Origin of the sequence: Blastococcus sp. MG754426 (assembly GCF_021699055.1) — a bacterium.
Lineage (GTDB): Bacteria > Actinomycetota > Actinomycetes > Mycobacteriales > Geodermatophilaceae > Blastococcus.
On sequence record NZ_SSXC01000028.1, the window covers coordinates 1 to 26,125 of the forward strand.

The 26,125-nt window shown below is 74.3% G+C and carries 19 protein-coding genes; 12 read left to right on the forward strand and 7 right to left on the reverse strand.

Annotation, left to right across the window (positions count from 1 at the left end; translation table 11 throughout):
* The coding region (locus E9549_RS11170; RefSeq protein ID WP_236826611.1) for an HNH endonuclease signature motif containing protein at positions 1–250 on the forward strand (250 nt) is incomplete at its 5' end.
* A 3-nt stretch (positions 251–253) separates the two neighbouring features.
* On the forward strand, positions 254–1,714 hold the full coding sequence (locus tag E9549_RS11175) for a hypothetical protein (RefSeq protein WP_236826612.1): 1,461 nt from the start codon (positions 254–256) through the stop codon (positions 1,712–1,714).
* Positions 1,715–2,779: 1,065 nt separating this feature from the next.
* Here the strand turns inward: E9549_RS11175 and E9549_RS11180 are convergent.
* On the reverse strand, positions 2,780–4,177 hold the full coding sequence (locus E9549_RS11180; RefSeq protein ID WP_236826613.1) for a recombinase family protein: 1,398 nt from the start codon (positions 4,175–4,177) through the stop codon (positions 2,780–2,782).
* 195 nt (positions 4,178–4,372) lie between these two features.
* Here E9549_RS11180 and upp point away from each other — a divergent pair, with 195 nt between their 5' ends.
* Together upp and E9549_RS11190 are read left to right on the forward strand one after the other, a co-directional pair.
* Positions 4,373–4,996 (forward strand): uracil phosphoribosyltransferase, encoded by a 624-nt coding sequence (gene upp / locus E9549_RS11185; protein ID WP_236826614.1) that lies wholly within the window; start codon positions 4,373–4,375, stop codon positions 4,994–4,996.
* A 2-nt stretch (positions 4,997–4,998) separates the two neighbouring features.
* Positions 4,999–5,889, forward strand: a complete 891-nt coding sequence (locus E9549_RS11190) for a Gfo/Idh/MocA family protein (protein ID WP_236826615.1) — start codon at positions 4,999–5,001, stop codon at positions 5,887–5,889.
* Between the two features lie 10 nt (positions 5,890–5,899).
* On the opposite strand, the gene E9549_RS11195 is transcribed toward E9549_RS11190, so the two are convergent.
* The 4 genes from E9549_RS11195 to E9549_RS11210 all read right to left on the reverse strand — a co-directional run bounded on the left by E9549_RS11195 (position 5,900) and on the right by E9549_RS11210 (position 9,801).
* Positions 5,900–6,466: a dihydrofolate reductase family protein gene (locus E9549_RS11195; RefSeq protein WP_236826616.1), complete on the reverse strand. Its 567-nt coding sequence runs from the start codon at positions 6,464–6,466 to the stop codon at positions 5,900–5,902.
* Between the two features lie 82 nt (positions 6,467–6,548).
* The gene (locus E9549_RS11200) at positions 6,549–8,180 is read right to left on the reverse strand and encodes a phospho-sugar mutase (protein WP_236826617.1); all 1,632 of its coding nucleotides are present in this window, start codon (positions 8,178–8,180) and stop codon (positions 6,549–6,551) included.
* Positions 8,177–8,995, reverse strand: coding sequence for an NAD(P)-dependent oxidoreductase (locus E9549_RS11205; RefSeq protein WP_236826618.1), 819 nt, complete (start codon positions 8,993–8,995; stop codon positions 8,177–8,179). The genes E9549_RS11200 and E9549_RS11205 overlap by 4 nt, the downstream gene beginning before the upstream one ends.
* Positions 8,992–9,801: a purine-nucleoside phosphorylase gene (locus E9549_RS11210; RefSeq protein ID WP_236826619.1), complete on the reverse strand. Its 810-nt coding sequence runs from the start codon at positions 9,799–9,801 to the stop codon at positions 8,992–8,994. The genes E9549_RS11205 and E9549_RS11210 overlap by 4 nt, the downstream gene beginning before the upstream one ends.
* A gap of 113 nt (positions 9,802–9,914) precedes the next feature.
* On the opposite strand from E9549_RS11210, the gene E9549_RS11215 reads away from it, so the two are divergent.
* The 5 genes from E9549_RS11215 to meaB are packed head-to-tail and all read left to right on the forward strand — an operon-like array spanning position 9,915 to position 17,568.
* Positions 9,915–11,120 carry a glutamate--cysteine ligase gene (locus tag E9549_RS11215; protein WP_236826620.1) on the forward strand — a complete coding sequence of 402 codons (1,206 nt, stop codon included), beginning with the start codon at positions 9,915–9,917 and terminating at the stop codon, positions 11,118–11,120.
* Complete coding sequence (locus E9549_RS11220; protein WP_236826621.1) at positions 11,117–12,454, forward strand: amidohydrolase; 1,338 nt, start codon at positions 11,117–11,119, stop codon at positions 12,452–12,454. Before E9549_RS11215 ends, E9549_RS11220 begins: the two co-directional genes overlap by 4 nt.
* Entirely contained in the window at positions 12,408–14,366 is a 1,959-nt protein-coding gene (locus E9549_RS11225) for a methylmalonyl-CoA mutase family protein (protein WP_236826622.1), read from the forward strand. The genes E9549_RS11220 and E9549_RS11225 overlap by 47 nt, the downstream gene beginning before the upstream one ends.
* Positions 14,363–16,585, forward strand: a complete 2,223-nt coding sequence (gene scpA / locus E9549_RS11230) for a methylmalonyl-CoA mutase (protein ID WP_236826623.1) — start codon at positions 14,363–14,365, stop codon at positions 16,583–16,585. Before E9549_RS11225 ends, scpA begins: the two co-directional genes overlap by 4 nt.
* Positions 16,585–17,568 (forward strand): methylmalonyl Co-A mutase-associated GTPase MeaB, encoded by a 984-nt coding sequence (meaB, locus tag E9549_RS11235; protein WP_236826624.1) that lies wholly within the window; start codon positions 16,585–16,587, stop codon positions 17,566–17,568. The genes scpA and meaB overlap by 1 nt, the downstream gene beginning before the upstream one ends.
* A gap of 89 nt (positions 17,569–17,657) precedes the next feature.
* Here the strand turns inward: meaB and E9549_RS11240 are convergent, their stop codons facing one another.
* Positions 17,658–18,113 (reverse strand): gamma-glutamylcyclotransferase family protein, encoded by a 456-nt coding sequence (locus E9549_RS11240; RefSeq protein ID WP_236826625.1) that lies wholly within the window; start codon positions 18,111–18,113, stop codon positions 17,658–17,660.
* Positions 18,114–18,217: 104 nt separating this feature from the next.
* Between E9549_RS11240 and E9549_RS11245 the strand changes: the two genes are divergently transcribed.
* The 3 genes from E9549_RS11245 (at position 18,218) to E9549_RS24150 (ending at position 24,144) form a co-directional block, all read left to right on the forward strand.
* Positions 18,218–19,621: an NAD(P)H-quinone dehydrogenase gene (locus tag E9549_RS11245; RefSeq protein WP_236826626.1), complete on the forward strand. Its 1,404-nt coding sequence runs from the start codon at positions 18,218–18,220 to the stop codon at positions 19,619–19,621.
* 187 nt (positions 19,622–19,808) lie between these two features.
* Positions 19,809–21,530 (forward strand): reprolysin-like metallopeptidase, encoded by a 1,722-nt coding sequence (locus E9549_RS11250; protein ID WP_236826627.1) that lies wholly within the window; start codon positions 19,809–19,811, stop codon positions 21,528–21,530.
* Between the two features lie 79 nt (positions 21,531–21,609).
* Complete coding sequence (locus E9549_RS24150) at positions 21,610–24,144, forward strand: hypothetical protein (protein WP_236826628.1); 2,535 nt, start codon at positions 21,610–21,612, stop codon at positions 24,142–24,144.
* Positions 24,145–24,199: 55 nt separating this feature from the next.
* On the opposite strand, the gene E9549_RS11260 is transcribed toward E9549_RS24150, so the two are convergent.
* Positions 24,200–25,963 carry an acetyl/propionyl/methylcrotonyl-CoA carboxylase subunit alpha gene (locus E9549_RS11260; RefSeq protein ID WP_236826629.1) on the reverse strand — a complete coding sequence of 588 codons (1,764 nt, stop codon included), beginning with the start codon at positions 25,961–25,963 and terminating at the stop codon, positions 24,200–24,202.
* Positions 25,964–26,125 lie beyond the last annotated feature (162 nt).

Consider the following 26,125-nt stretch of genomic DNA (forward strand, 5'->3'; position numbering starts at 1 on the left):
CACCCGCATCGTGCTGGGCCCCGAGGGTCAGCCCCTGGACGTGGGCCGCACCCCGGCCCCTCCGCAGGGGCCCGCCGCGAGCCTGCGAGTGGCGGGGGGCGGAGGGGTCCTTTCATTCGCCGGTTGCGACGCCCCGGCCCACTGGTGCGACGTGCACCACCTGGTGCACTGGGCCGACGGCGGGGACACCTCCCTGGAGAACTCCGCCCATCGGCAGGGCATCCCCCCGAGCGCATGTGTCAGGGTGTGAGTCATGCGAGTTCTCTGCCTCGATTGCAGGCTTGGCATCGACGCCGATGACTACAGCTTCGGATCCACGATTTCTCTGTACGACTATGACGTCGTCATCTGGGACCCAGCGAACTCGCTAGAGGACTACACACTCCATTCCACGACCTACATGGGGCTCCCTAGTCTCGCCACACACAAGTCAGCCGCGTTGCAACGAGACGTCGCGCGGCGACGGACAGAGTTCCTTGAATTCATAAATCTCGGGCGCACTTTGATCGTCTTCGTCCCTGGCGCAACCGAGGTCTATATTGACACTGGCGAGCGGCAGCATTCCGGAACTGGGCGAAACCGAGCTACGACGAAGATCGTCAAAGAGTTCGACATCATGAAGGCCGTGCCAGCCAATATTGAGCTGAAGCCAGCGGCTGGATTTGAGATGGAAGCGGCTAGCGACCTGATCGGCCCGCTTTTTCGGCGCACTCCTGGCGCTTGGCTCTACCGATCCGTCTTGGAGAAAGAAGACACTCTTCGGCCCCTGTTGCACGTTAAGGGGACTCGCAAGATTGTGTCGGGAATGATCCGGCAAAAGAATAGTGGCGGCTTGTTACTGCTGCTCCCCGACCTAATCCTCGATGATTCTGACGAAGACGCTGGAGGAACGGAAGAGTCTGCCGGGGAAAGCTCCTCTCTCAGGGACGCGTCTCTCGCACTCCTGGACTGGGTCAGGTCTTTAACCACCGAAGAGGAAGCGAAGGTTCCAGACTGGGCGAGCCGGTTCCTTTTTGCAAGCGAGCTCGAACGGACCGAACGCCGATCGAAACTGGAGGCGGAATTGTCTGAGACGCTGGCCCGCCTCGATTTGCTCAAGGCGGAGGAAGCCCAGGAAGCGCAGTGGAAGGTGCTTATCCATGGCGGCGGAGAGTCACTGGAGCGCCAGGTGGCCCGCGCATTCGAGGTGTTCGGCTTCACTCTCGAAGACACGGTAAAGGGGCGAAGTGACCTCCGCGCCGTTCGAGGGGACGCGCGTGCGGTGGTCGAGGTCAAGGGCCTCGCCAAGAGTGCGGGCGAGAAGCATGCCGCCCAGCTTGAGAAGTGGGTGTCCGACGAGCTGGCCAACGGAAAACCGGCGAAGGGCATCCTCGTGGTCAACGCCTGGCGCGATATTCCAGTGGATGAGCGACGGGAGGACGTATTCCCGGACCAGATGCTGGCGTATTCCGCGCAGCGGAATCACTGTCTGGTGTCGGGACTGCAACTGCTCGCGATGGCGCGGGCTTGCATTGCTGACCCGTCTCGTGCGGACGAGTTGGCCAGCCTGCTACTGGAGACGACCGGGCGGATCTCCGGATGGGACGACGCTTCTCGTGTCTTCGAGGCGACAACCACGGACGAAGTAAGCGTGGGCAAGGAAGCCGATCTGCCCTCCGCTGCCGCCGGTCAGATCGAGGGTGAGTCAGCCGAGGAGGAAGACCCGAAGGACTAGGCGATCCGCCAGGTGCCTGCGTCGACCGCTTGGCGGTGGGGGGCCGGGGACACTCTTCCCCCGGACCCCGCAACTGCCGGTTGCGGTCGTTCCACTTCGCTGACCGCCGCGCGAGGGCGGCGGTCAAGGGTGCCGGAGGCATCGCGTAGCGGCGCGGAGCGCCCTTGACGGCCGCGCGCCAGAGTCGGGGACGGGGCAAGGCGCCGGAGGCGCCCCTTGGGAACGTTGCGAATAGGTACCCCACTGCAGGTCAGAGCCTTGTCCCATAACAACTTTGGTTTACGTGTGCGACAACGTAAGTTGTCGGTCGTGAACCGCGCCCAAAGACGGGCCGCAGAGCGGCGCGCGACCAAGCACCGCCCGCGGCCGGGCCTGCTGATCGAATCGCCGCCACCGGCGGCGCAGCCGCCGAGTGCGGCGAGAGACGTGGCTCCCTCGGTCCCGCCAAGGGTCAACGAGGTCGACATGCTGGTGCGGCTACGCCGAGCGGCCCAGCGGCGTGCAGAGGCCGAGTCGGCACTGCTGGCCGAGATGCGACAAGCGCGCGCTGCCGGGTTGTCGTTCGCTCGGATCGGCGGCGCAGTGCAAGTCTCGGCGCAGGCCGTACGGCAACGGCTGCTCCGCGACTGACTGCGAACCTGTCGGACCCATCCGGCAGACTGCACGGGCGCGGCAGAGCCGTCGGGTCACCCACTCGGGCCCGGCGGCGGGTAGGACCCCAATCCCCGCGTGCGGTGCCTCTATCGAGTCGGTGGGCGGCAGGCTGCTGATGCCGGAGCAGTAACTGAGCCGAGGGCGTAGGCGCCGGGGTCGATCCCTACTGGATCGATGCCTCGGAGCGCGTCGTGCACTGCAACTGTTCTTTCACGTCCCCGACGGGGGCGACGTGGCCAAGCTGACTCCGGCCCAGGTGGCAGAGTGGCTGGCCGCCTCCTGCGCGGCCCAGGGCGTGCCGGTCCGGGTGACCGACCCGCAGGTACTGGCGACGGTGGCGGCGCTGTTGCCGCCGCCGGAGGCGGGACCGGCGACCGCGCGGAGCGCGGGCGGGGATCGGCCCGGCGCGGCTCAGCCTCGCCAGACCGCGCGCACCCGCGATGGGCTCAGCGACCGGGCGCCGGGCTGACCGGGTTCGATCACCGCGTGGTCGAGTACCGCTGAGACGATCGCGGCCTGCCGCGACAGGCTCAGGTCGTCCCACTGGTCGCGCAGGTGACCGCCGTTGCCCGGCAGGCCGGTCAGGGCGTCGGTGCGGGTGAGGGCGGTGAGCTGGCGCTGCCGGTCGGCCATGCGCCGCTCGATCGGCTCGCGGGCGGCCCGCCATTCGCGGGCACTGATCTCCTGCTTGCCGAACATCACCGCGAGCCCGTCGAGCTGGGCCTGGTCGCCGGCCAGCCCGTCGGAGAGCTCGGCGGCGGCGGTGTCCTCGCGCCGGCCGGCCAGCACGTCGGCCAGCTCGGGGCCGTCGAGGCGTTGTAGAACGGCCTCGACCAGGAGCGCCTCGAGCGGTTCGGCGACGACGGTGAGCCGCCCGCAGCCGCCGTGGTCGGGGCCTTTGAGGCAGACGTAGCGGCGGGAGTTCTCGCGCGGGGAGGCGTAGAGCCTTCGGCCGCACTTGCCGCAGCGCAGCAGCCCGGACAGTACGTAGCGGCGCGGTGTGCGGCGTCCGCTGGCCACGCGCTCGGCCATGCGGGCCAGCACCCGGTCCCGGTCGGCGGGGTCGATGATCGCGGGCCACTGCGCGGGGCCGACCACTTCGCCCAGGTGCTCGCGCAGTCCGGCGATGCGCCCGGAGCGCAGCAGCCCGCGCAGCGTCGGGGAACGCCACTCGCGGCCGGTCACCGTGGACACGCCCTGCTCGGTGAGCCAGGTGCACAGCGACCGCAGACTTTCCCCGGCCAGGTAGCGGGCGACCAGATGCCGGATCACCTCGGCCTCGTCCGGGCGCACGGTCACCCGGTCGGCCTCGTAGCCGAAGGGTCGGACGCTGCCGCCGTGCGGGACACCGGAGGCCGCGTTCTGCTCCCACTTGCGTCGCATGCGGCGGCTCTTGGCCGCTGACTCGTTCGCTGCCACCGCCGCCATGATCCTTCCGATCAGCAGCCCGTCCCCGGTGCCCAGGTCCATGTCCCCGGACACGAACCGCACCTTGCGGACACCGGCGGCGTCCACCGTGGCGACGAACTGCTCCAACTCCACCGGACGGCGGGTCAGCCGGTCAACGTGGTAGCAGATCACCGCGTCACGTAGGCCGTCGGCCAGGTCGGTGAGCATCTGCTGATAGGCCGGGCGGCGCTTGCCCGAGTAGGCCGACAGGTCGTTGTCGACGTACTCCTGCGCGACCGGCCAGCCGACCTGCTCCGCCAGGCGGCGGCAGTCCTCCAACTGGCGGGTGACGCCCAGGGCGCGGCCCTCGGTGTCGCTGCTGATCCGCGCGTAGACCGCCGCCGCTCTGACCTCCGACATGGGGGCAGATTAGCGAAGCGTCGCAAACTCCGGGCTGCTGTGCGAACGGCACCACACGAAGGTGCACCACGGGTTCCGCGTCGAACGCCGACCCGACGGCCGATGGCGCACCTGGCGGCCCGACGGCACCGAAGGGGGCACCGGCTGCGAGGACGGCACCCGGTCCCGCCCGCACCGGCCGATACGGTGTCCGGCGTGCAGCTCACCGTCGTCGACCACCCGCTGGCCCGTGCCCGTCTGTCCCGGATGCGCGACGAGCGCACGGACAACGCCATGTTCCGCGCCGCGCTCCGCGAGCTGACGCAGATGCTGGTGTACGAGGCCACCCGCGACCTCGCGATCGCCGAGGAGCCGATCACCACCCCGGTCACCACGACCACGGGGTACCGGCTGGCCGCCCCGCCGCTCATCGTCCCGGTGCTGCGCGCCGGCCTCGGCATGGCCGACACCGCGCACGGGATGCTGCCGGAGTCGCAGATGGGTTTCGTCGGGCTCGCCCGCAACGAGGAGACCTTCCAGCCCGAGGCCTACATGGCCTCGCTGCCCGAGAGCCTGGTGGACCGCGACGTCTTCGTCCTCGACCCGATGCTCGCCACCGGCGGTTCGCTGGTGCACTGCTGCGAGCTGCTGACCGCCCGCGGCACGACGTCGATCACCGTGCTCTGCGCCCTGGCCGCCCCCGACGGGCTGCGCCGGCTCGAGGAGAGCGGCCTGCCGCTGCGGGTGTTCACCGCCAGCGTCGACGAGGGGCTCAACGACAAGGCCTACATCGTCCCGGGCCTCGGCGACGCCGGCGACCGCCAGTTCGGCGCGGTCTGACCGTGCGCTTCGGGCTGCTCGGCACCGGCCACTGGGCCAGGGCGGTGCACGCCACCGCGCTGGCCGCCCACCCGACGGCCGAGCTCGCCGGGGTGTGGGGCCGGGACGCCGGGCGCGCCGACGCGCTGGCGGCGGAGTTCGAGGTGCCCGGGTACGGCGACGTCGACGCGCTGCTGGCCGACGTGGACGCCGTCGCCATCGCGCTGCCCCCGCACGTGCAGGCGCCGCTCGCCGTGCGCGCGGCCGAGGCGGGCAAGCACCTGCTCCTGGAGAAGCCGATCGCGCTGGACGTCGCCGCGGCCGACCGGGTGGTCGACGCGGTGCGGGCGGCCGGCGTCGCCTCGGTCGTCTTCTTCACCTTCCGCTTCCAGACGGCGACCTCCACCTGGCTGACGCAGGCCGCGCGCACCCGTCTCGCCGGGGGAGCGGGCTCCTGGCTCTCCTCGCTCGCCGGCACCCCCTTCGCCGCCTCGCCCTGGCGCCAGGAGCACGGCGCGCTGTGGGACATCGGCCCGCACGCGCTGTCGGTGCTGGTGCCGGCACTCGGGCCGGTCGTCGCCGTGCAGGCCGGGGCCGGGCTGCTCGACACCGTCCACCTGGTGCTCACCCACGAGTCGGGGGCGGCCTCGACCGTGACGCTGTCGCACACGGTGGCGCCCATGTCGGCCGGCATCGAGTTCTACGTGCACGGCGACGCCGGCCGGCTGGTCCTGCTGCCCGACGTCGAGGCCCCGGTCGAGGCGTTCGGCGTGGCCGTCGACGAGCTGACGTCGGCGGCCGTCGCCGGGGGCACCCACCCCTGCGACGTGGGCTTCGGCCGCGACGTCGTCGCCGTCCTCGCCACGGCCGCCCGGGCGCTCGACTCCGGCTGCCGGGAACCCGTCGGGGCGTGACGGCTCTCCCTCAGGGGCGGGCCACCCGGTGGCGGAGCATGACGGTCCCGTTGCCGAACCGGCGGGTCTCCAGCAGTTCCAGCCGGGTGAGGTCGTCCGCGTCCGCGAAGAGCCGCCGGCCGCGGCCGAGCAGCACGGGCGCCACGTAGAGCCGGTACTCGTCCACGAGGTCCAGCCGGCGGAAGGTCGCGGTCAGGTCCGGGCCGCCGAGCACCATGTCGCCGCCGGGGAGCTGCTGGAGCGCCCGGATCTCGTCCGGGTCGACCGCGTGGCGGACCTCGGTGGCCCACGGCACCTCGTCGCGGGTGCGGGAGAACACGATCTTCGGCATGGCCCGCCAGATGCCGGCGAACTCCTTCTCCGGGGCGGAGGCGGCCGGGTCCTCGTCGGCCGTCGGCCAGTACGCGGCCATCAGCTCCTGGGTGACCCGGCCCTCGAGGAAGGCGCTCGCCGCCGCCAGCTGGGCGTTCATCCAGCTGTGCAGCTCCTCGTCGACGAGGTGCCAGCTGATGTCGTGGTCGGGGCCCTCGAAGAACCCGTCGAGGGACACCGACAGGTGGACGACGATCTTCCGCATGCTTCCTCCGCTCGTGGCCAGGCCTGGCGAGAGGGGAGACCGCACGCGGCGACGGAACTGAGCGGTGCCGGGCGCCTCGATGTCAGAGGCCGAGCGCCGCCGACATCTCCGCGCGCAGCTGGTCCAGCTCGTCGGCACCCCGGCCGCGGGCGGCGATCAGCCCGGCGTCGTCGTGCACCGGGACCACCGTCTCCAGGTAGGCCTTGAGCTTGGGCTCGGTGCCGCTGGGCCGGACGATCACCCGGACGCCGTCGCCCAGCAGCCGCACGGCGTCCACCGGCGGCTCCCCGAGCGCGAGGTCGGCGAACTCCACCGGCCGGCCCAGCAGGGTGGCGGGCGGCGCAGAGCGCAGCCTGGCCATCGCCCCGGAGATGACCGACAGGTCCTCCACCCGCACCGAGAGCTGGCCGGTGGCGAACAGCCCGTGCTCCCGGGCCAGCTCGTCGAGCCGGTCCAGCAGCGTGCGGCCGGCGGCCTTGAGCTCCGCCGCGAGCAGCGCGACGGCGGCTGCCGCGGAGATGCCGTCCTTGTCCCGCACCACCGAGGGCGCCACCGAGTAGCCCAGCGCCTCCTCGTAGCCGTACACCAGGGGGGCCGCCTCCGAGCCGGCCCGCATGATCCACTTGAAGCCGGTCGGCGTCTCCTCCGACGGCACCCCGTGCGCCTCGGCGACGACGTGCATCAGCGAGCCGCTGACCAGCGACGAGGCGTACGTGCCCCGCACGCCGCGGCGCAGCAGCCAGTCGGCCAGCAGCGCCCCCACCTCGTCGCCGGTGAGCTGCCGGCCACCGACCACCACCGAGCAGCGGTCGGCGTCGGGGTCCTCGGCGATCGCCACGTCGGCGCGCACCCGGTCGGCCAGGGCCAGCAGCAGGTCCACCGCCCCGGGCTCCTCCGGGTTCGGGAAGGCCACGGTCGGGAAGGCGGGGTCGGGGGCGTCCTGCTCCGGCACGCCCACCGGCGCAGGCAGCCCCGCGGCCGCGAAGACCGCGCGCGTCGTCCCGGCGCCCACGCCGTGCATCGCGGTGTAGGCGACGGTCAGCGCCGAGCGGACGTCGGCGGGCACCCGCTCCGGGTCGACCGCCCGCACGACGGCGCCGACGTAGTCGGTCTCGACGTCGTCCCCGAGCGTCAGCCAGTCGTCGGAGCGCGGCACGTCGCGCGCGCTGCCCACCGCGGCGATCGCGGCCTCGATCTCCCGGTCGGCCGGTGGCACCAGCTGCGCGCCGTCGCCGAGGTACACCTTGTAGCCGTTGTCGTCGGGCGGGTTGTGGCTGGCGGTCACCATGATCCCGGCCGCGCACCCCAGGTGGCGGACGGCGAAGGCGAGCACCGGTGTCGGCAGCGGGCGGGGCATGACCTGCACGGCGAAGCCCGCCCCGGCCAGCACCTCGGCGGAGACGCGGGCGAACTCGTCGGACCGGCGGCGCGCGTCGAAGCCGATCACCACGCCGCCGCCCGCGTGCCCGGACGCCGTCAGCCAGGAGGCCAGCCCCGCGGCCGCACGGGTGACGACGGCCGCGTTCATGCCGGCCGGTCCCGCGCGCAGCGGGCCGCGGAGCCCCGCCGTCCCGAAGGTGAGCGGGCCGGCGAACCGGCGGGCGAGCTCGGCGGTGTCCCCGGCGTCGACCAGCGCCAGGATCTCCGCGCGGTCGCCCTCGTGCGGGTCGGCCGCGGCCCAGGCGCGGGCGGCGTCGAGCAGGTCCTGCGTCATGCCGTGACGTTCTCCGCGTCGAAGTCGGAGGTCGTGTACTCGCCCCCGACCCGGCGGTGCACCGGGTCGGCGAGGTCGGGCTCCCCGTGGGCGGCGACCAGCGCGGCGGCGTGGCCCTCGGCGTCGTCGGTGGAGCGGTAGCCCAGCGCCTCGGCGGCGGAGAGGTCCCACCAGCGGCGGGTGTTGTCCGACACCCCCCACACCACGCGGAAGCCCGGCGACGGCGCCCGCAGCGCGGCGTCGACGAGCGCGACGGTGTCGGCGGGGGAGAGCCAGGTGGACAGCTGGCGGGTGGTGGTCGGCTCGGCGAAGGCGCTGCCGATGCGCAGGCAGACGACGTCCAGGCCGTAGCGGTCGGCGTACAGCGAGCCGAGCGCCTCCATCGCGACCTTCGAGACGCCGTAGTAGGTGTCGGGGCGCGGCGGCGCGTCCTCCTCGCGGAGCAGACCGTCGGCCGGGCGCTCGGTGTACCCCGAGGCGTGGTTGCTGCTGGCCAGCACCACGCGCCCGACGCCGGCCCGCCGGGCGGCCTCCAGCGCGCAGTAGGTGCCCTCGATGTTGGCGTGCGAGATCGCCGCCCAGGTCGACTCCCCGGAGATGCCGGCGAGGTGGACGACGGCGGACGTGCCGCGGGTGGCGTCGGTCATCGCGGCCAGGTCCGTGACGTCGGCGACGAGGTGCTCCTCGCCGGGTCGGGGCTCGGGCACCGCCACGACGTCGAGGCTGCGCACCGCCCAGCCGCGCTCGGGCAGCCCTCCGCGCAGGACCGTGCCGATCCGCCCGGCTGCGCCGGTGACCAGGACGGGCCCGGTCACGGGAGGCGCTCGATCAGCTGCACCAGCAGGGCCCCCAGCCGCCCGGCGGCCGCCTTGCCCGCCGCCAGCACCTCCTCGTGGTCCAGCGCCTCCCCGGTGATCCCGGCCGCGGCGTTGGTGACCATCGACAGGCCGAAGACCTCCGCGCCGGCGGCCCGCGCGGCGATCGCCTCCAGCGCGGTGGACATGCCGACCAGGTCGGCGCCGAGCGTCCGCAGCATGCGGATCTCCGCCGGCGTCTCGAAGTGCGGGCCGGGGAGCTGGGCGTACACCCCCTCGGCCAGCGACGGGTCGAGCTCCCGGGCGATCGCGCGCAACCGCGAGGAGTAGAGGTCGGTGAGGTCGACGAAGTTCGCGCCCACGAGCGGCGAGCGCGCGGTGAGGTTCAAGTGGTCGGAGATCACCACGGCCTGGCCCACCCGGTGCTCGGGGGCCAGCCCGCCGGCGGCGTTGGTCAGCACGACGGTCCGCACGCCCGCGGCGACCGCCGTGCGGATGCCGTGGACCACGGGCTCCACGCCGCGCCCCTCGTAGTAGTGGGTCCGGCCGAGGAACAGCAGCACCTTGCGCTCGCCCACCCGCACCGAGCGGATCTCGCCGCCGTGCCCGAGGACGGTGGGGGCGGCGAAGCCGGGCAGGTCGCCGATCGCCACCGATCCCGCGGTCTCGCCGAACGCGTCGGCCGCGGGCGCCCAGCCCGAGCCCATGACGACGGCGACGTCGTGCGGACCGCCGAGCGCGGTGGTCAGGGCGTCGGCGGCCTGCGCGGCCAGGGCGGTGGGGTCGGTCCCGGGGAGCTCGCTCACGCAGGGACGCTAACGCAGCCGCCGGGAACGGGCGCCCGCCCGGCGGCCGGAGCGCGTCGGGCGGGGGACGACGCCGCCCGGTGGGGGAGCGCGGTCGTCCCTAGACTGCCGGAGTGGAGATCCCCTTCCGTAGCTCCGGTCGCGCCAGCCTCGGCGTGGAGTGGGAGCTCCAGCTCGTCGACCGGGAGACCCGCGAGCTCGCCCCCGGCGCCGTGGAGATCCTCGAGGCGCTGCGCCCGGACGGGGCCGAGGAGCACCCGAAGGCCAAGCACGAGCTGCTGCAGTCGACGGTGGAGATCATCACCGGCGTCTGCACCACGGTCCGCGAGGCCAAGGCCGACCTCGCGGGCACCCTCGCCGAGGTCGTCGCCCAGGCCGACCGGCGGGGGCTCGGGCTGCTGTGCGCGGGCACGCACCCGTTCACCGACTGGCAGACGCAGGAGATCTCGCCCAAGGAGCGCTACCAGGAGCTCGTCGAGCGCATGCAGTGGCTGGCCCGCCGGCTGCAGATCTTCGGGGTGCACGTGCACGTCGGCGTCCGGGCGCCGGAGAAGGTCATCCCGATCGTCAACGCGCTGTGCCAGTACGTGCCGCACTTCCTGGCGCTGTCGTCGTCCTCCCCGTTCTGGGTGGGCTGCGACACCGGGCTGGCCTCGGCGCGCACCAAGATCTTCGAGGGGATGCCGACCGCCGGGCTGCCCTTCCAGCTCGACGACTGGGACGAGTTCGAGGAGTACATGGAGACGCTCATCTCCACCGGGAGCATCGAGAGCGTCCGCGAGGTCTGGTGGGACATCCGCCCGCACCCCGACTTCGGCACCGTCGAGCTGCGCATCTGCGACGGGCTGCCCACGCTCGACGAGGTGGGTGCCGTCGCCGCCCTGGCGCAGTGCCTGGTGGAGCAGTTCGACACCCAGCTCGACCGCGGCTACACCCTGCCCCGCCCCGAGGAGTGGGTCGTGCGGGAGAACAAGTGGCGGGCGACCCGCTACGGCCTCGACGCCGAGATCATCGTCGACGAGCACTACGTCGTCCGGCCGGTGCGCGACGCGATCACCGAGCTGGTCGAGGAGCTGATGCCCACGGCCAAGCGGCTGCACTGCGAGGCAGAGCTCTCCGACGTGCTGCGCATCCTCGAGGTCGGGGCCTCCTACCAGCGGCAGCGGGCGGTGGCCCTGGCGCACGACGGCGGCCTGGCGCCGGTCGTGGACGGCCTGCTGGCCGAGCTGCGGGACGGCCTGCCCACCTCCGGCCCCGCGGGCCGGCCCGACGGCCCGGTGCCCGGCCCGGCCGAGTGCGCGGGCGGTCACGCGGCATGACCCCGGTCGTCGAGAAGCTGGGTGCGGCGGTCGACGAGTGGGTCGCCGCCAACGGGCCCGCCCTGTCGGCCACGCGGCGGCACCTGCACGCGCACCCCGAGCTCGGCTACGCGGAGTTCGAGACGACGTCCTTCCTCGAGGAACGGCTGCGCCACCACGGGCTGACCCCGCGCCGGCTGCCCACCGGCACCGGCCTCACCGTCGACGTCGGGGCGGGTGGGGGGCCGGTGGTCGTCCTGCGGGCCGACATCGACGCGCTGCCCCTGAAGGACCTCAAGGACGTGCCGTACGCCTCCACCCGCGAGGGTCTGGCCCACGCCTGCGGCCACGACGTGCACACGACGGTGGTGCTCGGCGTCGCCGTCGCGCTCGCCACGCTCGACGGGCTGCCCGGCACCGTCCGCTGCGTGTTCCAGCCCGCCGAGGAGACGGTGCCGGGCGGGGCCACCGAGGTGGTCGCCTCCGGCGTGCTCGACGGGGCCTCGCGTGCCTTCGCCCTGCACTGCGACCCGTCGATCCCGGCCGGGAGCATCGGGCTGCGCACCGGCGCCATCACCGCGGCCTGCGACCGGATGGACGTCACGCTCACCGGGCCGGGTGGGCACACCGCCCGGCCGCAGCTCACCGTCGACCTCGTCGACGCGCTCGGCCGGCTCATCACCGACGTGCCGGGGCTGCTCTCCCGCCAGGTCGACCCGCGGACGGGGATGTCCCTCGTCTGGGGGGCGGTCAACGCCGGCGTCGCGGCCAACGCGATCCCGCAGCGCGGCACGCTGCGGGGCACCGTCCGGGTGCTGGACCGGGACGCGTGGAAGGGGGCCGAGGAGCTGATGCGCTCGCTGGTGGGGCGGGTCGCCGCCGCCACCGGCGCGGAGGTCGACGTCGACTACATCCGCGGGGTACCGCCGGTGGTCAACGACCCCCGCGCCGTGGCGTTGCTGCGATCGGCCGCGCTGGCCACCGTGGGCGCGGAGAACCTGGTGCTCTCGCCGCAGAGCATGGGCGGGGAGGACTTCGGCTGGTTCGCCGACGTCATGCCGATCGCGCTGGCCCGGCTCGGCACCCACGGCGGGGGCGCCCCCCTCGACCTGCACCGGGGCACCTTCGACGTCGACGAGCGCGCCATCGGCGTCGGCGTGCGGCTGCTCGCCCGCACCGCGCTGCTCGCCCTGGAGGCCGACGCCGAGCCGTCCCCGGGCAGCTCAGGGGCACCCCCTCGCACGCGGAGACCGGCCCCCGGAGACACTTCTGCCCGACGAGCCGTCGACGAGAGGCGGGAACCGCAGGATGAGCACGACCGACGAGACGACCGGCCAGGGGCCGGCGGCGGCTGACGCCGAGGTGCCCGCCGAGCACGCGGTCCCGGAGGACCTGGCGCTGGCGGCCGAGTTCGACGCGGTGACCCGCGACCAGTGGCGCGAGCTGGTCGCGGGTGTGCTGCGCAAGGCCGGGCGCGAGGACCTGCCCGACCCGGTCGAGGACGCGCTGCGCCGGTCGGTCGCGCCGGGCGTGACGGTGGCCCCCCTCTACACGGCCGAGGACGCCGGCGACCTCCCCGCGGGCGTCGGCGTGCCCGGCCTGCCGCCGTTCGTGCGCGGCGCCCGACCCGCCGGCGGGCCGGCCGGCTCGGCCGAGGTGACCGCCTCCGGGGGCGCCGAGGGCGGCGCGTCCGGCGGGTGGGACATCCGCCAGCGGCACGCGCACCCCGACGTCGCCACCACCAGGGAGGCGATCGCCGCCGACCTGGAGAACGGCGTCACCTCGCTGTGGCTGGTCCTCGGCGAGGGGGCGATCCCCGTCGACGCGCTGGGCGAGGTGCTCGCCGACGTCTACCTGGACCTGGCGCCGGTGACCGTGCAGGGCGGGCAGGCGGGCGCGGAGGCGTTCCTCGACCTGGTCGAGGGCCGCACCGACCTGGCGTCCGGCGGCTCGCTCGGCCTCGACCCGCTCGGCGTCGAGGCCGCCTCGGGGGAGAAGCAGGACCTCTCCGGCCTCGCCGGGATCGCCCGCCGCGCGGCGGCGCTCAGCACCGGCCCCCACTCGACCCTGCGGACCGTCGTCGTCGACGGCACGGTCTTCCACGACGCCGGCGCCTCGGTGGTCGAGGAGCTCGGCTGCTCGCTGGCCGCGGGCGTGGCCTACCTGCGCGCGCTGACCGACGGCGGGCTGACCGTCGACGAGGCGGCCGCCCAGCTGGAGTTCCGCTACGCCGCCTCGGCCGACCAGTTCACGACCATCGCCGCGCTGCGCGCCGCCCGCCGGCTGTGGGACCGCGTCGGCGAGGTCAGCGGCGCCTCGCCCGGGGCCCGGGCGCAGCGGCAGCACGCCGTCACCTCGTCGGTGATGACGACCAGGCGCGACCCGTGGGTCAACATGCTGCGCACCACGGTGGCCTGCTTCGCCGCCGGCGTGGGCGGCGCCGACGCGGTGACCGTGCAGCCGTTCGACGCCGCCCTCGGCCTGCCCGACCCCTTCTCCCGCCGCATCGCGCGCAACACCCAGAACCTCCTCGTGGAGGAGGGGCACCTCGGCCGGGTGCTCGACCCGGCCGGCGGCTCCTGGTACGTGGAGTCGCTGACCGACGAGCTGGCGCGGGCGGCGTGGGAGTGGTTCACCGAGATCGAGCGGGCCGGCGGGCTGTCGGCGGCGCTGGCCTCGGGCCTGGTGCGCGACCGGATCGCGCAGGCGTGGGACGCGCGGGCGCAGCGGCTGGCCACCCGCGCCGACGCGATCACCGGCGTCAGCGAGTTCCCCAACCTGACCGAGAAGCTGCCCGCACGGCAACCGGCCGCCGACGTGCTGCCGGCCACCGGCGGGCTGCCGCGGGTCCGGGCGGCGCAGGAGTTCGAGGCGCTGCGCGACGCGGCCGACGCCGCCGAGCAGTCGACGGGGACCCGCCCGTCGGTGTACCTCGCGACGCTCGGCCCGATCGCCCGGCACACCGCCCGGGCGACGTTCGCGGCCAACCTGTTCCAGGCCGGTGGCCTGGCCACCCCGTCCGGGGACGGCGCCGGCGGGCTGGCCGACGCGGGCACGACCGTGGCCTGCATCTGCGGCACCGACAAGGACTACGCCGAGCACGCCGCCGGGCTGGCGGCGGAACTGAGGGCGGCCGGCGCCACGCAGGTGTGGCTGGCCGGCAAGCCCGACCTCGCCGTCGACGGGGTCGACGGGTACGTCTTCGCCGGGTGCGACGCCCTCGCGGCGCTCCGCACGGTGCACGAGCAGCTGGGAGGAACGGCATGAGCGCGATCCCCGACTTCGGCGACGTCGAGCTGGGCGCGCCCTCCGCGGGCGCCTCGGCCGGTGAGTGGGCCAAGGCGTTCGAGGAGGCGACCGGTCGCAGCGTCGAGGAGGCCGCCTGGGAGACCCCGGAGGGCATCTCCGTCCCGCCGCTGTACACGCCGGCCGACCTCGACGGGCTGGACTTCCTGGAGACCATGCCCGGGCTGCCGCCGTTCCTGCGCGGCCCCTACCCGACGATGTACACCACCCAGCCGTGGACGATCCGCCAGTACGCGGGCTTCTCCACCGCCGCGGAGTCCAACGCCTTCTACCGGCGCAACCTCGCCGCGGGGCAGAAGGGGCTGTCGATCGCCTTCGACCTGCCCACCCACCGCGGCTACGACTCCGACCACCCGCGGGTACCGGGCGACGTCGGCATGGCCGGGGTCGCGATCGACTCGATCCTGGACATGCGGCAGCTGTTCGACGGCATCCCGCTGGACCGGATGAGCGTCTCGATGACGATGAACGGCGCCGTGCTGCCGGTGCTCGCGCTCTACATCGTGGCGGCCGAGGAGCAGGGGGTGGAGCCGGGGCAGCTGACCGGCACCATCCAGAACGACATCCTCAAAGAGTTCATGGTGCGGAACACCTACATCTACCCGCCCAAGCCCTCGATGCAGATCATCAGCGACATCTTCGCGTTCACCTCGCAGCGGATGCCGAAGTTCAACTCGATCTCGATCTCGGGCTACCACATCCAGGAGGCCGGGGCGACGGCCGACCTGGAGCTGGCCTACACCCTCGCCGACGGCGTCGAGTACCTGAAGGCGGGGCAGGCCGCCGGCATGGACGTCGACGCGTTCGCGCCCCGGCTGTCGTTCTTCTGGGCCATCGGCATGAACTTCTTCATGGAGGTCGCGAAGCTGCGGGCGGGGCGGCTGCTGTGGGCCAAGCTGGTGCGCGAGGCCGGGGCGCAGAACCCCAAGTCGCTGTCGCTGCGCACCCACTCCCAGACGTCGGGCTGGTCGCTCACCGCGCAGGACGTCTACAACAACGTCGTCCGCACCTGCCTGGAGGCGATGGCCGCCACCCAGGGGCACACCCAGTCGCTGCACACCAACGCCCTCGACGAGGCGCTCGCGCTGCCGACGGACTTCTCCGCCCGCATCGCGCGCAACACCCAGCTGCTGCTGCAGCAGGAGTCGGGCACCACCCGCGTCGTCGACCCCTGGGGCGGCTCGGCCTACGTCGAGAGGCTCACCTACGACCTGGCCCGCCGCGCGTGGGCGCACATCCAGGAGGTCGCCGAGCACGGCGGCATGGCGCAGGCCATCGACGACGGCATCCCGAAGCTGCGCATCGAGGAGGCGGCGGCCCGCACCCAGGCCCGCATCGACTCCGGGCGCCAGCCGGTCATCGGCGTCAACAAGTACCGGGTCGACGCCGACGAGGCCATCGAGGTGCTCAAGGTCGACAACGCCGACGTCCTGGCCCAGCAGAAGGCCAAGCTCGAGCAGCTGCGCGCCGACCGCGACGACCGGGCCGTGACCGAGGCGCTGGGCCGGCTCACCGACGCCGCCCGGGCCGCCGCCGAGGGGCGCCGCGGCAACGACCTCGACGCCAACCTGCTCAAGCTCGCCGTCGACGCCGCGCGGGCCAAGGCCACCGTCGGGGAGATCTCCGACGCGCTCGAGGCGGTCTACGGCCGGCACGCCGGGCAGGTGCGCACCATCTCCGGCGTCTACCGCGACGAAGTCAATTCTGGAGGGCATGGAATGCCCGGTCCGATGGAGGAGACGCGCCGGCTGGCCGAGGAGTTCGCCGAGGCCGAGGGCCGCCGGCCGCGCATCCTCGTGGCCAAGATGGGTCAGGACGGGCACGACCGCGGCCAGAAGGTCATCGCCACCGCGTTCGCCGACCTCGGCTTCGACGTCGACGTGGGCCCGCTCTTCCAGACCCCCGACGAGGTCGCCCGGCAGGCGGTCGAGGCCGACGTGCACGTCGTCGGCGTCTCCTCGCTCGCGGCCGGCCACCTCACGCTCGTGCCCGCGCTCCGCGACGCGCTGGCCGAGCTCGGGGCCGACGACGTGCTGATCGTGGTCGGCGGCGTCATCCCGCCCGACGACGTGCCGACGCTGAAGGAGATGGGGGCCGCTGCCGTCTTCCCGCCCGGCACGGTCATCGCCGAGGCGGCGCAGGAGCTGCTGCGGACCCTGTCGCAGCGCCTCGGCCACTGATGGGTCGGCCGATCGACGTCCCGGCGCTGGTCGAGGGGGTGCTGGCCGGGGACCGCCGGGTGGTGGCGCGCGCCATCACGCTGGTGGAGTCACGCCGGGCCGACCACCGCGAGAAGGCGCAGGAGCTGCTGGTCGAGCTGCTGCCGTACGCCGGGGGAGCGCGCCGCGTGGGGATCAGCGGCGTGCCCGGCGTGGGCAAGTCGACGTTCATCGACCAGCTCGGGGTCGACCTCACGGCGGCCGGCTCGAAGGTCGCGGTGCTCGCCGTGGACCCGTCGTCGGCCCGCTCGGGGGGCTCGATCCTCGGGGACAAGACCCGGATGGCGCGGCTGGCGGTCGACCCGCAGGCGTTCATCCGGCCCTCGCCGACCTCGGGCACGCTCGGCGGGGTGGCGCAGGCGACCCGCGAGTCGATGGTCGTCGTCGAGGCGGCGGGCTACGACGTCGTGCTGGTGGAGACCGTCGGCGTCGGCCAGTCGGAGATCACCGTCGCGGAGATGGTCGACTCGTTCCTCTTCCTCACCATCGCGCGCACCGGGGACCAGCTGCAGGGGATCAAGCGCGGCATCCTCGAGATCGCCGACGTGATCGCGGTCAACAAGGCCGACGGGCCGGCCGCCGCCGACGCCCGCAAGGCCGCCCGGGAGCTGTCCCAGGCGATCCGGCTGCTGCGCGGCCGCGGGAACGGGTGGGACGTGCCGGTGCTCACCTGCGCCGGGCTGACCGGCGAGGGCCTGGACGAGGTGTGGGCCAAGCTCGTCGAGCACCAGGAGCGGGCGAAGGTCTCGGGGGAGTTCGACGAGCGGCGGCGCGCCCAGCAGGTGCGCTGGACCTGGCAGCTGGTGCGCGACGGCCTGGAGCACCAGCTCCGGGCGCACCCGGGCGTGCGCGCGGCCGTCCCCGACCTGGAGAAGGCGGTGCTCGCCGGCGAGCTCACCCCGGCGCTGGCCGCCCGGCAGATCCTGGACACCTTCCGCGCCTGACCCGCACCTTCCCCCGCGGTGACGGCGCGACGACCGCTCGAAGCGGCGCAGGACCGGTCACGGCGCCATGATCACCGGGGCAGAAGAACTCAGAAGGCGCTGCGGCAGTCCCGGGAGCGCAGCTCGCGCACGTAGTCGTCGGGTGCACCGGCAGCTTCCGCGGCGTCGGCCATGGCCCCCAGGTGCCGGGCGGAGGGCAGCCCGCCCTCGAAGGCGTCCAGCACGTAGACGTAGGCCACGACGTCACCGCCCAGGGTGTGCACCCGCAGGTGCACCCGGCGGTAGAGCCCGGAGTCGGCGCCCTCCCACGCGTCCAGGGCCCGCTCGTCGGCCTCGGTGAGGTCGTAGAGCGCGACGAACACGCCGGGCGAGTCGTCGTCCGCGGGGACCAGGGTCGCCAGGGCGCCCTCCCAGCCCAGTTCCTCGCCGCCGAACGTCAGCCGCCAGCCGCGGATCCAGCCGGTACCGGTGTGCGGGGACGACGGACACCGGCGCAGCATCTGTGCCGGGTCCATGTTCGACCCGTACGCGGCGTAGAGGCCCATCCCGGCGAGCCTAACCGGGCGGCCGGGACCGGGCGGTGGCGCCGATCCGCACCGCGGCGGGGACAATGGCGGGGACGGACCGCTCGGCAACGGAAGATGGAGCCATGACCCGCATCGTCATCATCGGTGGTGGCCCGGCCGGATACGAGGCCGCCCTGGTCGCCGCGCAGCTCGGTGCGCAGGTCACCGTCATCGAGCGCGACGGCATCGGTGGCGCCAGCGTGCTCACCGACTGCGTCCCCTCCAAGGCCCTGATCGCCGCGGCGGGCGCGATGACGTCGGTGCGCGACTCCGCCGTCCTCGGCGTGCACGGCGCCGAGCTCGCGACCGTGAGCCTCGACCTCCCGGCGGCCAACCAGCGGGTCAAGAACCTGTCGATGGCGCAGTCGGCCGACATCCACGCCCGCCTGACCGCCGAGGGCGTGCGGATCGTCGCCGGGCGCGGCCGGCTCGCGGACGAGGAGCCCGGCCTGGCCGCGCACGCGGTCGAGGTCCTCGACGACGACGGCACGGTCACCGAGGAGATCGCGGGCGACGTCGTCCTCATCGCCACCGGCGCCGACCCGCGGGTGCTGCCCGGCGCCGAGCCCGACGGCGAGCGCATCCTCGACTGGCGCGACGTCTACGACCTGCAGGAGCCCCCGGAGCACCTGGTGGTCGTCGGCTCGGGCGTCACGGGCGCGGAGTTCGCCTCCGGCTACCTGGAGGCCGGGGTGCCGGTCACCCTCGTCTCCTCCCGCGACCGGGTCCTGCCGGGTGAGGACTCCGACGCCGCCGAGGTCCTCGAGCAGGTCTTCCAGTCCCGCGGTGGCCGCCTGGAGCGCGGCCGGGCCGCAGCGGTGACGCGCACCGAGAAGGGCATCGCCGTCGAGCTCACCGACGGGCGCTGCGTCGAGGGGTCGCACGCCCTCATGACCGTCGGCACCGTGCCCAACACCACCGGGCTGGGGCTGGAGCGGGCCGGCGTGCAGGTGACCGAGTCCGGGCACGTCGTCGTCGACCGCGTCTCCCGCACCTCGGTGCCGGGCATCTACGCCGCCGGCGACGTCACCGGCGTCTTCCAGCTGGCCTCGGTGGCCGCCATGCAGGGCCGGATCGCCATGTGGCACGCCCTCGGCGAGGCGGTCGCGCCGATCAAGCTCAAGACGGTGGCCGCGAACGTCTTCACCCACCCCGAGATCGCCACCGTCGGCGTGCAGGAGAAGTCGCTCGCCGAGAACGCCGACGTCGAAGCGGTGCGGCTGCCGCTGGCGACCAACGCCCGCGCCAAGATGAGCGACCTGCACGACGGGTTCGTGAAGCTCTTCGCGCGGCGGTCCACCGGCGTCATCGTCGGCGGCGTCGTCGTCTCCCCGGGGGCCTCGGAGCTCGTGCTGCCGATCGCGCTCGCCGTCACCAAGGGGCTGACGGTGGACGACCTGGCGCAGACGTTCGCCATCTACCCGTCGCTGTCGGGGTCGATCACCGAGGCGGGGCGCCGGCTGATGGGGGCCGACGACCTGGCCTGACGACAGCCGGGGGAGCATCGCAGCGAGGGACGAGCGAGGAGCGGACCGAGGCGCGGAGCCCGGCCCGACGCCCCGGCGCAGCCCACCCCCGGGGCGCCGGGGGTCCGTGCGGCTGGTGTGACGGGAGTTCGGCTCAACATCGCCGATCCGGTGCCGATGCGGCCCCGGCCCGCCGAGTCAGGGGTCGATGTCTCCTGACCACGACCCCCGTCGTCCCCGCGGCCGCCGTCGTCCCGCCCGCCCGCTCGGGCTGGCCGGCGCGGTCCTGGCCGCCGCGCTCGGCGTCGTCGCGGTGCCCGCGGTGGCCGCCGCGGACAGCGGGACCGCCACGGTCCGGGGCGAGCTCGTGCACGTCTGGGCGGAGGGCGCCGAGGGGCACCACGCCGAGGGGGCCGACGACGCCACCCGGCTGAGCTGGGTCGCCACGGCCCAGGGCGCGGTGCGCGTCCCGGCCGAGCAGGTGGCCGACGTCCCGGCCGGTGCCACGGTCGAGCTGACCGTCGGGCATCCGGTGGAGGACGAGGCCAGCGCCGACGGTCACGACCCGGCCCGCACGGTGCTGGAGAGCGACGTCATCGCCCCGCCGCCGGTGACCGGGACCGAGCCCCAGCCCGTGCCGCGGGGCGGCCTGACCAACGAGGTCACCGTCGTCCTGGTCGCGCCGGCGGGGACGGACCCGGACGGCACGCAGCTGGGCGACGTCGTCTCGACGGTCGACGGCCCGGTCGCCCGGTTCTGGTCCGAGCAGACCGGCGGGGCCATCGCCCTCGGCGTCACCGGCCGGCACGGCTGGGTGCGCACGACCGCCGGCTGCGGGGACCCGCAGGCGCTCTGGGACGAGGTCGCGGCGTCGGTCGGGTTCGCCGCCGGCCCCGGCAGGCACCTGGTGCTCCGGCTGAGCGGCCAGGCCGCCGGGCTGCCGGCCTGCTCCTACGCGCTGGCCCAGGTGGGCACCTCGCCGGCGTCGGGCGGGCGGCTCTACGTCCGCGACGGCGGCGCCTCGGTGCTCGCCCACGAGCTCGGGCACAACTTCGGCCTCGGCCACTCCTCGGGGGAGCAGTGCGACGGCGCGGTGGAGGGTGGCACCTGCCGCACCGCCGGCTACCGCGACTACTACGACGTGATGGGCGCCTCCTGGGCCCAGCTCGGCTCGCTCAACGCCGTCCAGGCCGCCGCGCTCGGGGTCCTGCCCGGGGACGCCCAGCGGACCGTCTCGGTGGGGGAGGGCGCCACCAGCGTTCGCCTGGCGCCGCTGGCCGGCGGTACCGGGCTGCGGGCGCTCCGGCTGGTGGACGCCGAGGGCGTCGCCTACTGGCTCGAGTTCCGCGCCCCGACCGGCCGCGACGCGTGGCTCGGCACCCGGGACAACGTCTACCGTCTCGACGCCGGGGTGCTGCTGCGCCGGACGGGCCAGTTCCCCGACACCTCGCTGCTGCTGGACGGCACGCCCGGCCCGGCCGACCGCTGGGAGGCCGACCTCCAGTTCGCGCTGCCGTCCGGGATCGCGGTCCCGCTGTCCGGGGGCGACTTCACCGTCGCCGTGCGGGACGTCGACGCGGGCGGGGCGGTCGTCGACGTGGTCCCGGCGCCGCGGCCCGCCACGGCGGCCGCCGCGGCGCCGGAGCAGCCCGGCCAGGGCAGCGGCTCCCGGCTCGGTGCCGTGGCCGGGGCCCCGGTCGGCGACGCCGGGCCGGCCGCGGCGGCCGAGCCGGAGGTGGCGGCGCAGCCGCCGGTGCCGTGGGCGCCGGCGGTCACGATCGCGGTGCCGCAGCGCGGCGTCCCGCTCGAGCCGGTCGCGGACAGCTCGAGCTCCTTCGGCGGCCTGCTGCTGCCGGGCGCCGCGGCGGCGCTCACCGGTGCGGCCCTGCTGCTGGTCCAGGCGCTGCGCCGGCATCGCCTGCGCGGGTGATGCGCCCCACATCCGGATCCAGTTCCGCCGTGCCCCCGCCGATGTGCTGGGAGTAGTCCCCCCGGCCCAGGAGCTCCGCGTGCGCGACAGCCACCGATCCCGACACCTGCGCGCGTCCGTCCTGGTCGCCGCCGGTGCCGCTTTCCTCACCGTGTTCGCCGCCCCGGCGACCCAGGCGCAGGACGACACGGTCACCCCCGGCGAGACGGTCGTCGGCGAACTCGTCCAGGCGTACGCCGATCCGGCCGTGGCCCCCGAGAGCGGGCACGTCCACGAGGACGGCGAGCACCAGGACGGCGGGCACGGGGCCGGGCTGCTCAGCTGGGTCCGCACGGACGACGGTGACGCCGTCCGGGTGTCGACCGCGGAGCTCCCGCCGGTCGAGGTCGGCTCCACGGTCGAGGTGACCGTGGGGGACGAGGTCGTCGACGAGGCGTCCGAGCAGGGCATGGAGCCGGCGCGCGAGGTGCTGGCCACCGAGGTGCTGGCCGCGCCGGAGGAACCGGTCGCGGCGTCCACCACCAGCACGACCACGGTGAACCACCCCGTGACCGTGGTGATGCTGCAGCCGGCCGGCGCCACCCGGGACGGGACCACGCTGGCGCAGGTCGAGAACGCCGTCAACGGGCCGGTCGCCGACTTCTGGGCGGAGCAGACCGGCGGCGCCGTCCGCCTCGGCACGGTCGCCGGCTTCGACTGGACGACCCAGTCCACGACCTCGTGCACCGACCCCTTCGCGCTCTGGAACGAGGCGGCGGCCCGGGCGGGGTGGACCTCCGGCCCCGGCAAGCACCTCCTGGTGTACGTCCCCGCCGGCTCGCCCGGCTGCTCCCACGGCCTCGGCACCATCGGCAACGGACTGGGCTCGGGGGGCCTGGCCTACGTGCAGGCACCCGGGCTCGCGGTCATCGCCCACGAGTTCGGCCACAACTTCGGCCTCGGCCACTCCTCCCGCCGCCAGTGCGACGGCGTCGTGGTCGGTGGCCCCTGCCAGATCACCGGCTACGACGACATGTACGACGTGATGGGGATCGACTGGGGGCCGGTCGGGTCCCTCAACGCGCCGCAGGCCGCCCTGCTGGGCGTGCTCCCGACGGGCACCCCGAGCTTCTCGGCGGGCGCCGCGACCACCCGGTTCACCCTCTCGCCGGTGGGCAGCCGCACGGGCACGCGGGCGGTCCGGCTCGTCGACGCCGACGGGGTCGTGTACTGGCTGGAGTACCGGACGCCCACGGGGCGCGACAGCTGGCTCGGGACGTCGACCAACTGGCCCGGCCTGCAGAGCGGGGTCCAGCTGCGCGAGTCCACCGACGCGCTCGGTGACACCTCCTGGCTCCTGGACGGCACCCCGTCCGGGCAGGCCGACTGGTACTCGGACGCGGGCGTCGTCATCCCGCAGGGCACCCCGGTCACCTTCGGCCGCGCGCCCTTCGCCGTGACGGTCCTGGAGGCGACGAGCTCCTCCGCCGTCGTCGAGGTGGTCGCCGGTGACCCCGTCGAGCTGGCCTACCAGCGGCTCGGCGGGGCCGCGGTGCTGGGCGCCGCGACGACCGGCAAGCTGTGCGGGCTCCGTGACGGCGGCTGCTTCACCCACTACGAGCGGGGATCGATCTACTGGTCGCCGGCCACCGGGGCGCGCGGCGTCATGCACTCGCCGCGGGACCGGTGGGCCTCGCTGGGCTGGGAGAACGGGCTGGGCTACCCGGTGACCGACACGGTCTGCGGGCTGCGGGGCGGCGGCTGCTTCCAGCACTTCCAGCGCGGCTCCCTGTACGCGACCGGCGCCCAGGCGCGGGCGTACCTCACCCAGGGGCGCACGCGGGACCGGTGGGCCGCGTCGGGCTGGGAGAACGGCCTGCTCGGTTACCCGGTCTCCGACACGGTCTGCGGGCTCCGCGACGGCGGCTGCTTCCAGCACTTCCAGGGCGGGTCGGTGTACTCGTCCGCCGGCACGGGGACGCGGTTGATCGGCACGGCGGTCCGGCAGCGCTGGGCGGCGACGGGCTGGGAGAACGGCCGGCTCGGCTACCCGGTGGGCGACCAGGTCTGCGGGCTGCCCGACTCCGGCTGCTTCGTGCACTTCCAGGGCGGGTCGGTCTACACCTCGGCGTCGACCGGGGCGCACGACCTGGTCGGTCCGGTCCGCGACCGCTGGGCGGCCTCCGGGTGGGAACGGGGGCCGCTCGGCTACCCGGCCGGCGACACCGTCTGCGGCATCCGGGGCGGTGGCTGCTTCCAGCACTTCCAGCGCGGCTCGGTGTACTGGTCGCCGGCGACGGGGGCGCGGCTGGTCGACCCGGCCACGCGCGGCGTCTGGGCCGCCTCGGGCTGGGAGAACGGCGCCCTGGGCTACCCGGTGACCGACCAGGTCTGCGGGCTGCCCGACTCCGGCTGCTTCGTGCACTTCCAGGGCGGGTCCGTGTACACCTCGGCGAGCAGCGGGAGCCACGCCGTCGGGGGCTGGGTGCGCGACGCGTGGGCGTCGCTCGGCTGGGAGCGCGGCCTGGGGTACCCGGTGGAGGGGCGGCGCTTCTTCACCGACGGCGAGTCCCAGCGGTTCCAGAGCGGGACGCTGCGGCTGGACTACCGGACCGGTCAGGTGCGAAGGATCTGAGCACGAGGGCCCGCCGGCGCAGGTGCGCCGGCGGGCCCTTCCGCACCCGGGGCGGTCAGCCCTCGGCGTCGGCGATGGTGCAGAGGACCGCGCCGCTGGTGACCGAGGCGCCGACCTCGGCGGCCAGGCCGGAGACCGTGCCGGCCTTGTGCGCGGTGATGGGCTGCTCCATCTTCATCGCCTCCAGCACGACGACGAGGTCGCCGGCCTCGACGGTGGCGCCGTCCTCGACCGCGACCTTGACGATCGTGCCCTGCATGGGCGAGGTGAGGGAGTCGCCGGACGCGGCCGAGCCGCCGTGGCCCGATCCCCGCTTGCGGGGCTTGGCCGCGGCACCGGGCGCCGCGGCGGCCCCTCCGGCGGCGAGCCCGGCGGGCAGCGACACCTCGAGCCGGCGGCCACCGACCTCGACGACGACGGTCTGCCGGGGCGTCTCCTCGTCGTGGCCGGCGGGTGCGGCGCTGTAGGGCGGGACCTGGTTGTCCCACTCGGTCTCGATCCAGCGGGTGTGCACCGTGAAGGGCTCGCTGGTGAAGGCCTCGTCGCGGACGACGGCGCGGTGGAACGGGATGACCGTGGGCATGCCCTCGACGACGAGCTCGTCCAGGGCTCGGCGGGCGCGCTGCAGGGCCTCCTGGCGGGTGGCACCGGTGACGATCAGCTTGGCGAGCATCGAGTCGAACGCGCCCGCGACCTCGCCGCCGGTCTCCACGCCGGAGTCCCAGCGCACGCCCGGGCCCTGCGGGATCTCCAGGCGCTCCACCGGGCCGGGGGCCGGCATGAAGTTGCGGCCGGCGTCCTCGGCGTTGATGCGGAACTCGATGCTGTGGCCGCGGGGGTCCGGGTCCTCGGTGATCTCCAGCGGGAGGCCCTCGGCGATGCGGAACTGCTGGCGGACCAGGTCCAGCCCGCTGGTCTCCTCCGAGACGGGGTGCTCGACCTGCAGCCGGGTGTTCACCTCGAGGAAGGAGATCGAGCCGTCGGTGCCGACGAGGTACTCCACCGTGCCGGCGCCGTGGTAGCCGGCCTCCCGGCAGATCGCCTTCGCCGACTCGTGGATGCGGGCCCGCTGCTCGTCGGTGAGGAACGGCGCCGGGGCCTCCTCGACCAGCTTCTGGTTGCGCCGCTGCAGCGAGCAGTCGCGGGTGCCGACGACGACGACGTTGCCGTGGGTGTCGGCGAGCACCTGGGCCTCGACGTGGCGGGGCTTGTCCAGGAACCGCTCGACGAAGCACTCGCCGCGCCCGAAGGCGGCGACGGCCTCGCGGACCGCGGAGTCGAACAGCTCGGGGATCTCCTCCATGGTGCGGGCGACCTTGAGGCCGCGGCCGCCACCGCCGAACGCCGCCTTGATGGCCACCGGCAGGCCGTGCTCCTCGGCGAAGGCCACGACCTCGTCGGCGCCGCCGACCGGGTCCTTGGTGCCGGGCACCAGGGGCGCGCCGGCCTTGGTGGCGATGTGCCGGGCGGCGACCTTGTCCCCGAGGTCGATGATCGCCTGGGGGGAGGGGCCGATCCAGGTCAGCCCGGCGTCGAGGACGGCCTGGGCGAAGTCGGCGTTCTCCGAGAGGAAGCCGTAGCCGGGGTGGATGGCGTCCGCGCCGGACTGCTTCGCCGCATCCAGGATCTTGTCGATCACGAGGTAGGAGTCGCCGGGCGTGGTGCCGCCCAGGGCGAAGGCCTCGTCGGCCACGCGGACGTGCAGCGCGTCGCGGTCGGGCTCGGCGTACACGGCCACGCTGGTCAGGCCGGCGTCCTTGCAGGCGCGGGCGACGCGGACCGCGATCTCGCCGCGGTTGGCGATCAGGACCTTCTGCACGGGGCTCTCCCTCTCGTTCGGACGGCTCGGACTGTAGCCAGGCGGGCGGGGCGTCGCCGACCGCGGGGTGGCCCGCGCCCGGGCATGGCGACATGTCGACATGCCGATCGGATTACGCCTCCCGCCGGAACGGGTCCGACGTCTTTACGGTTGGTGACCGAC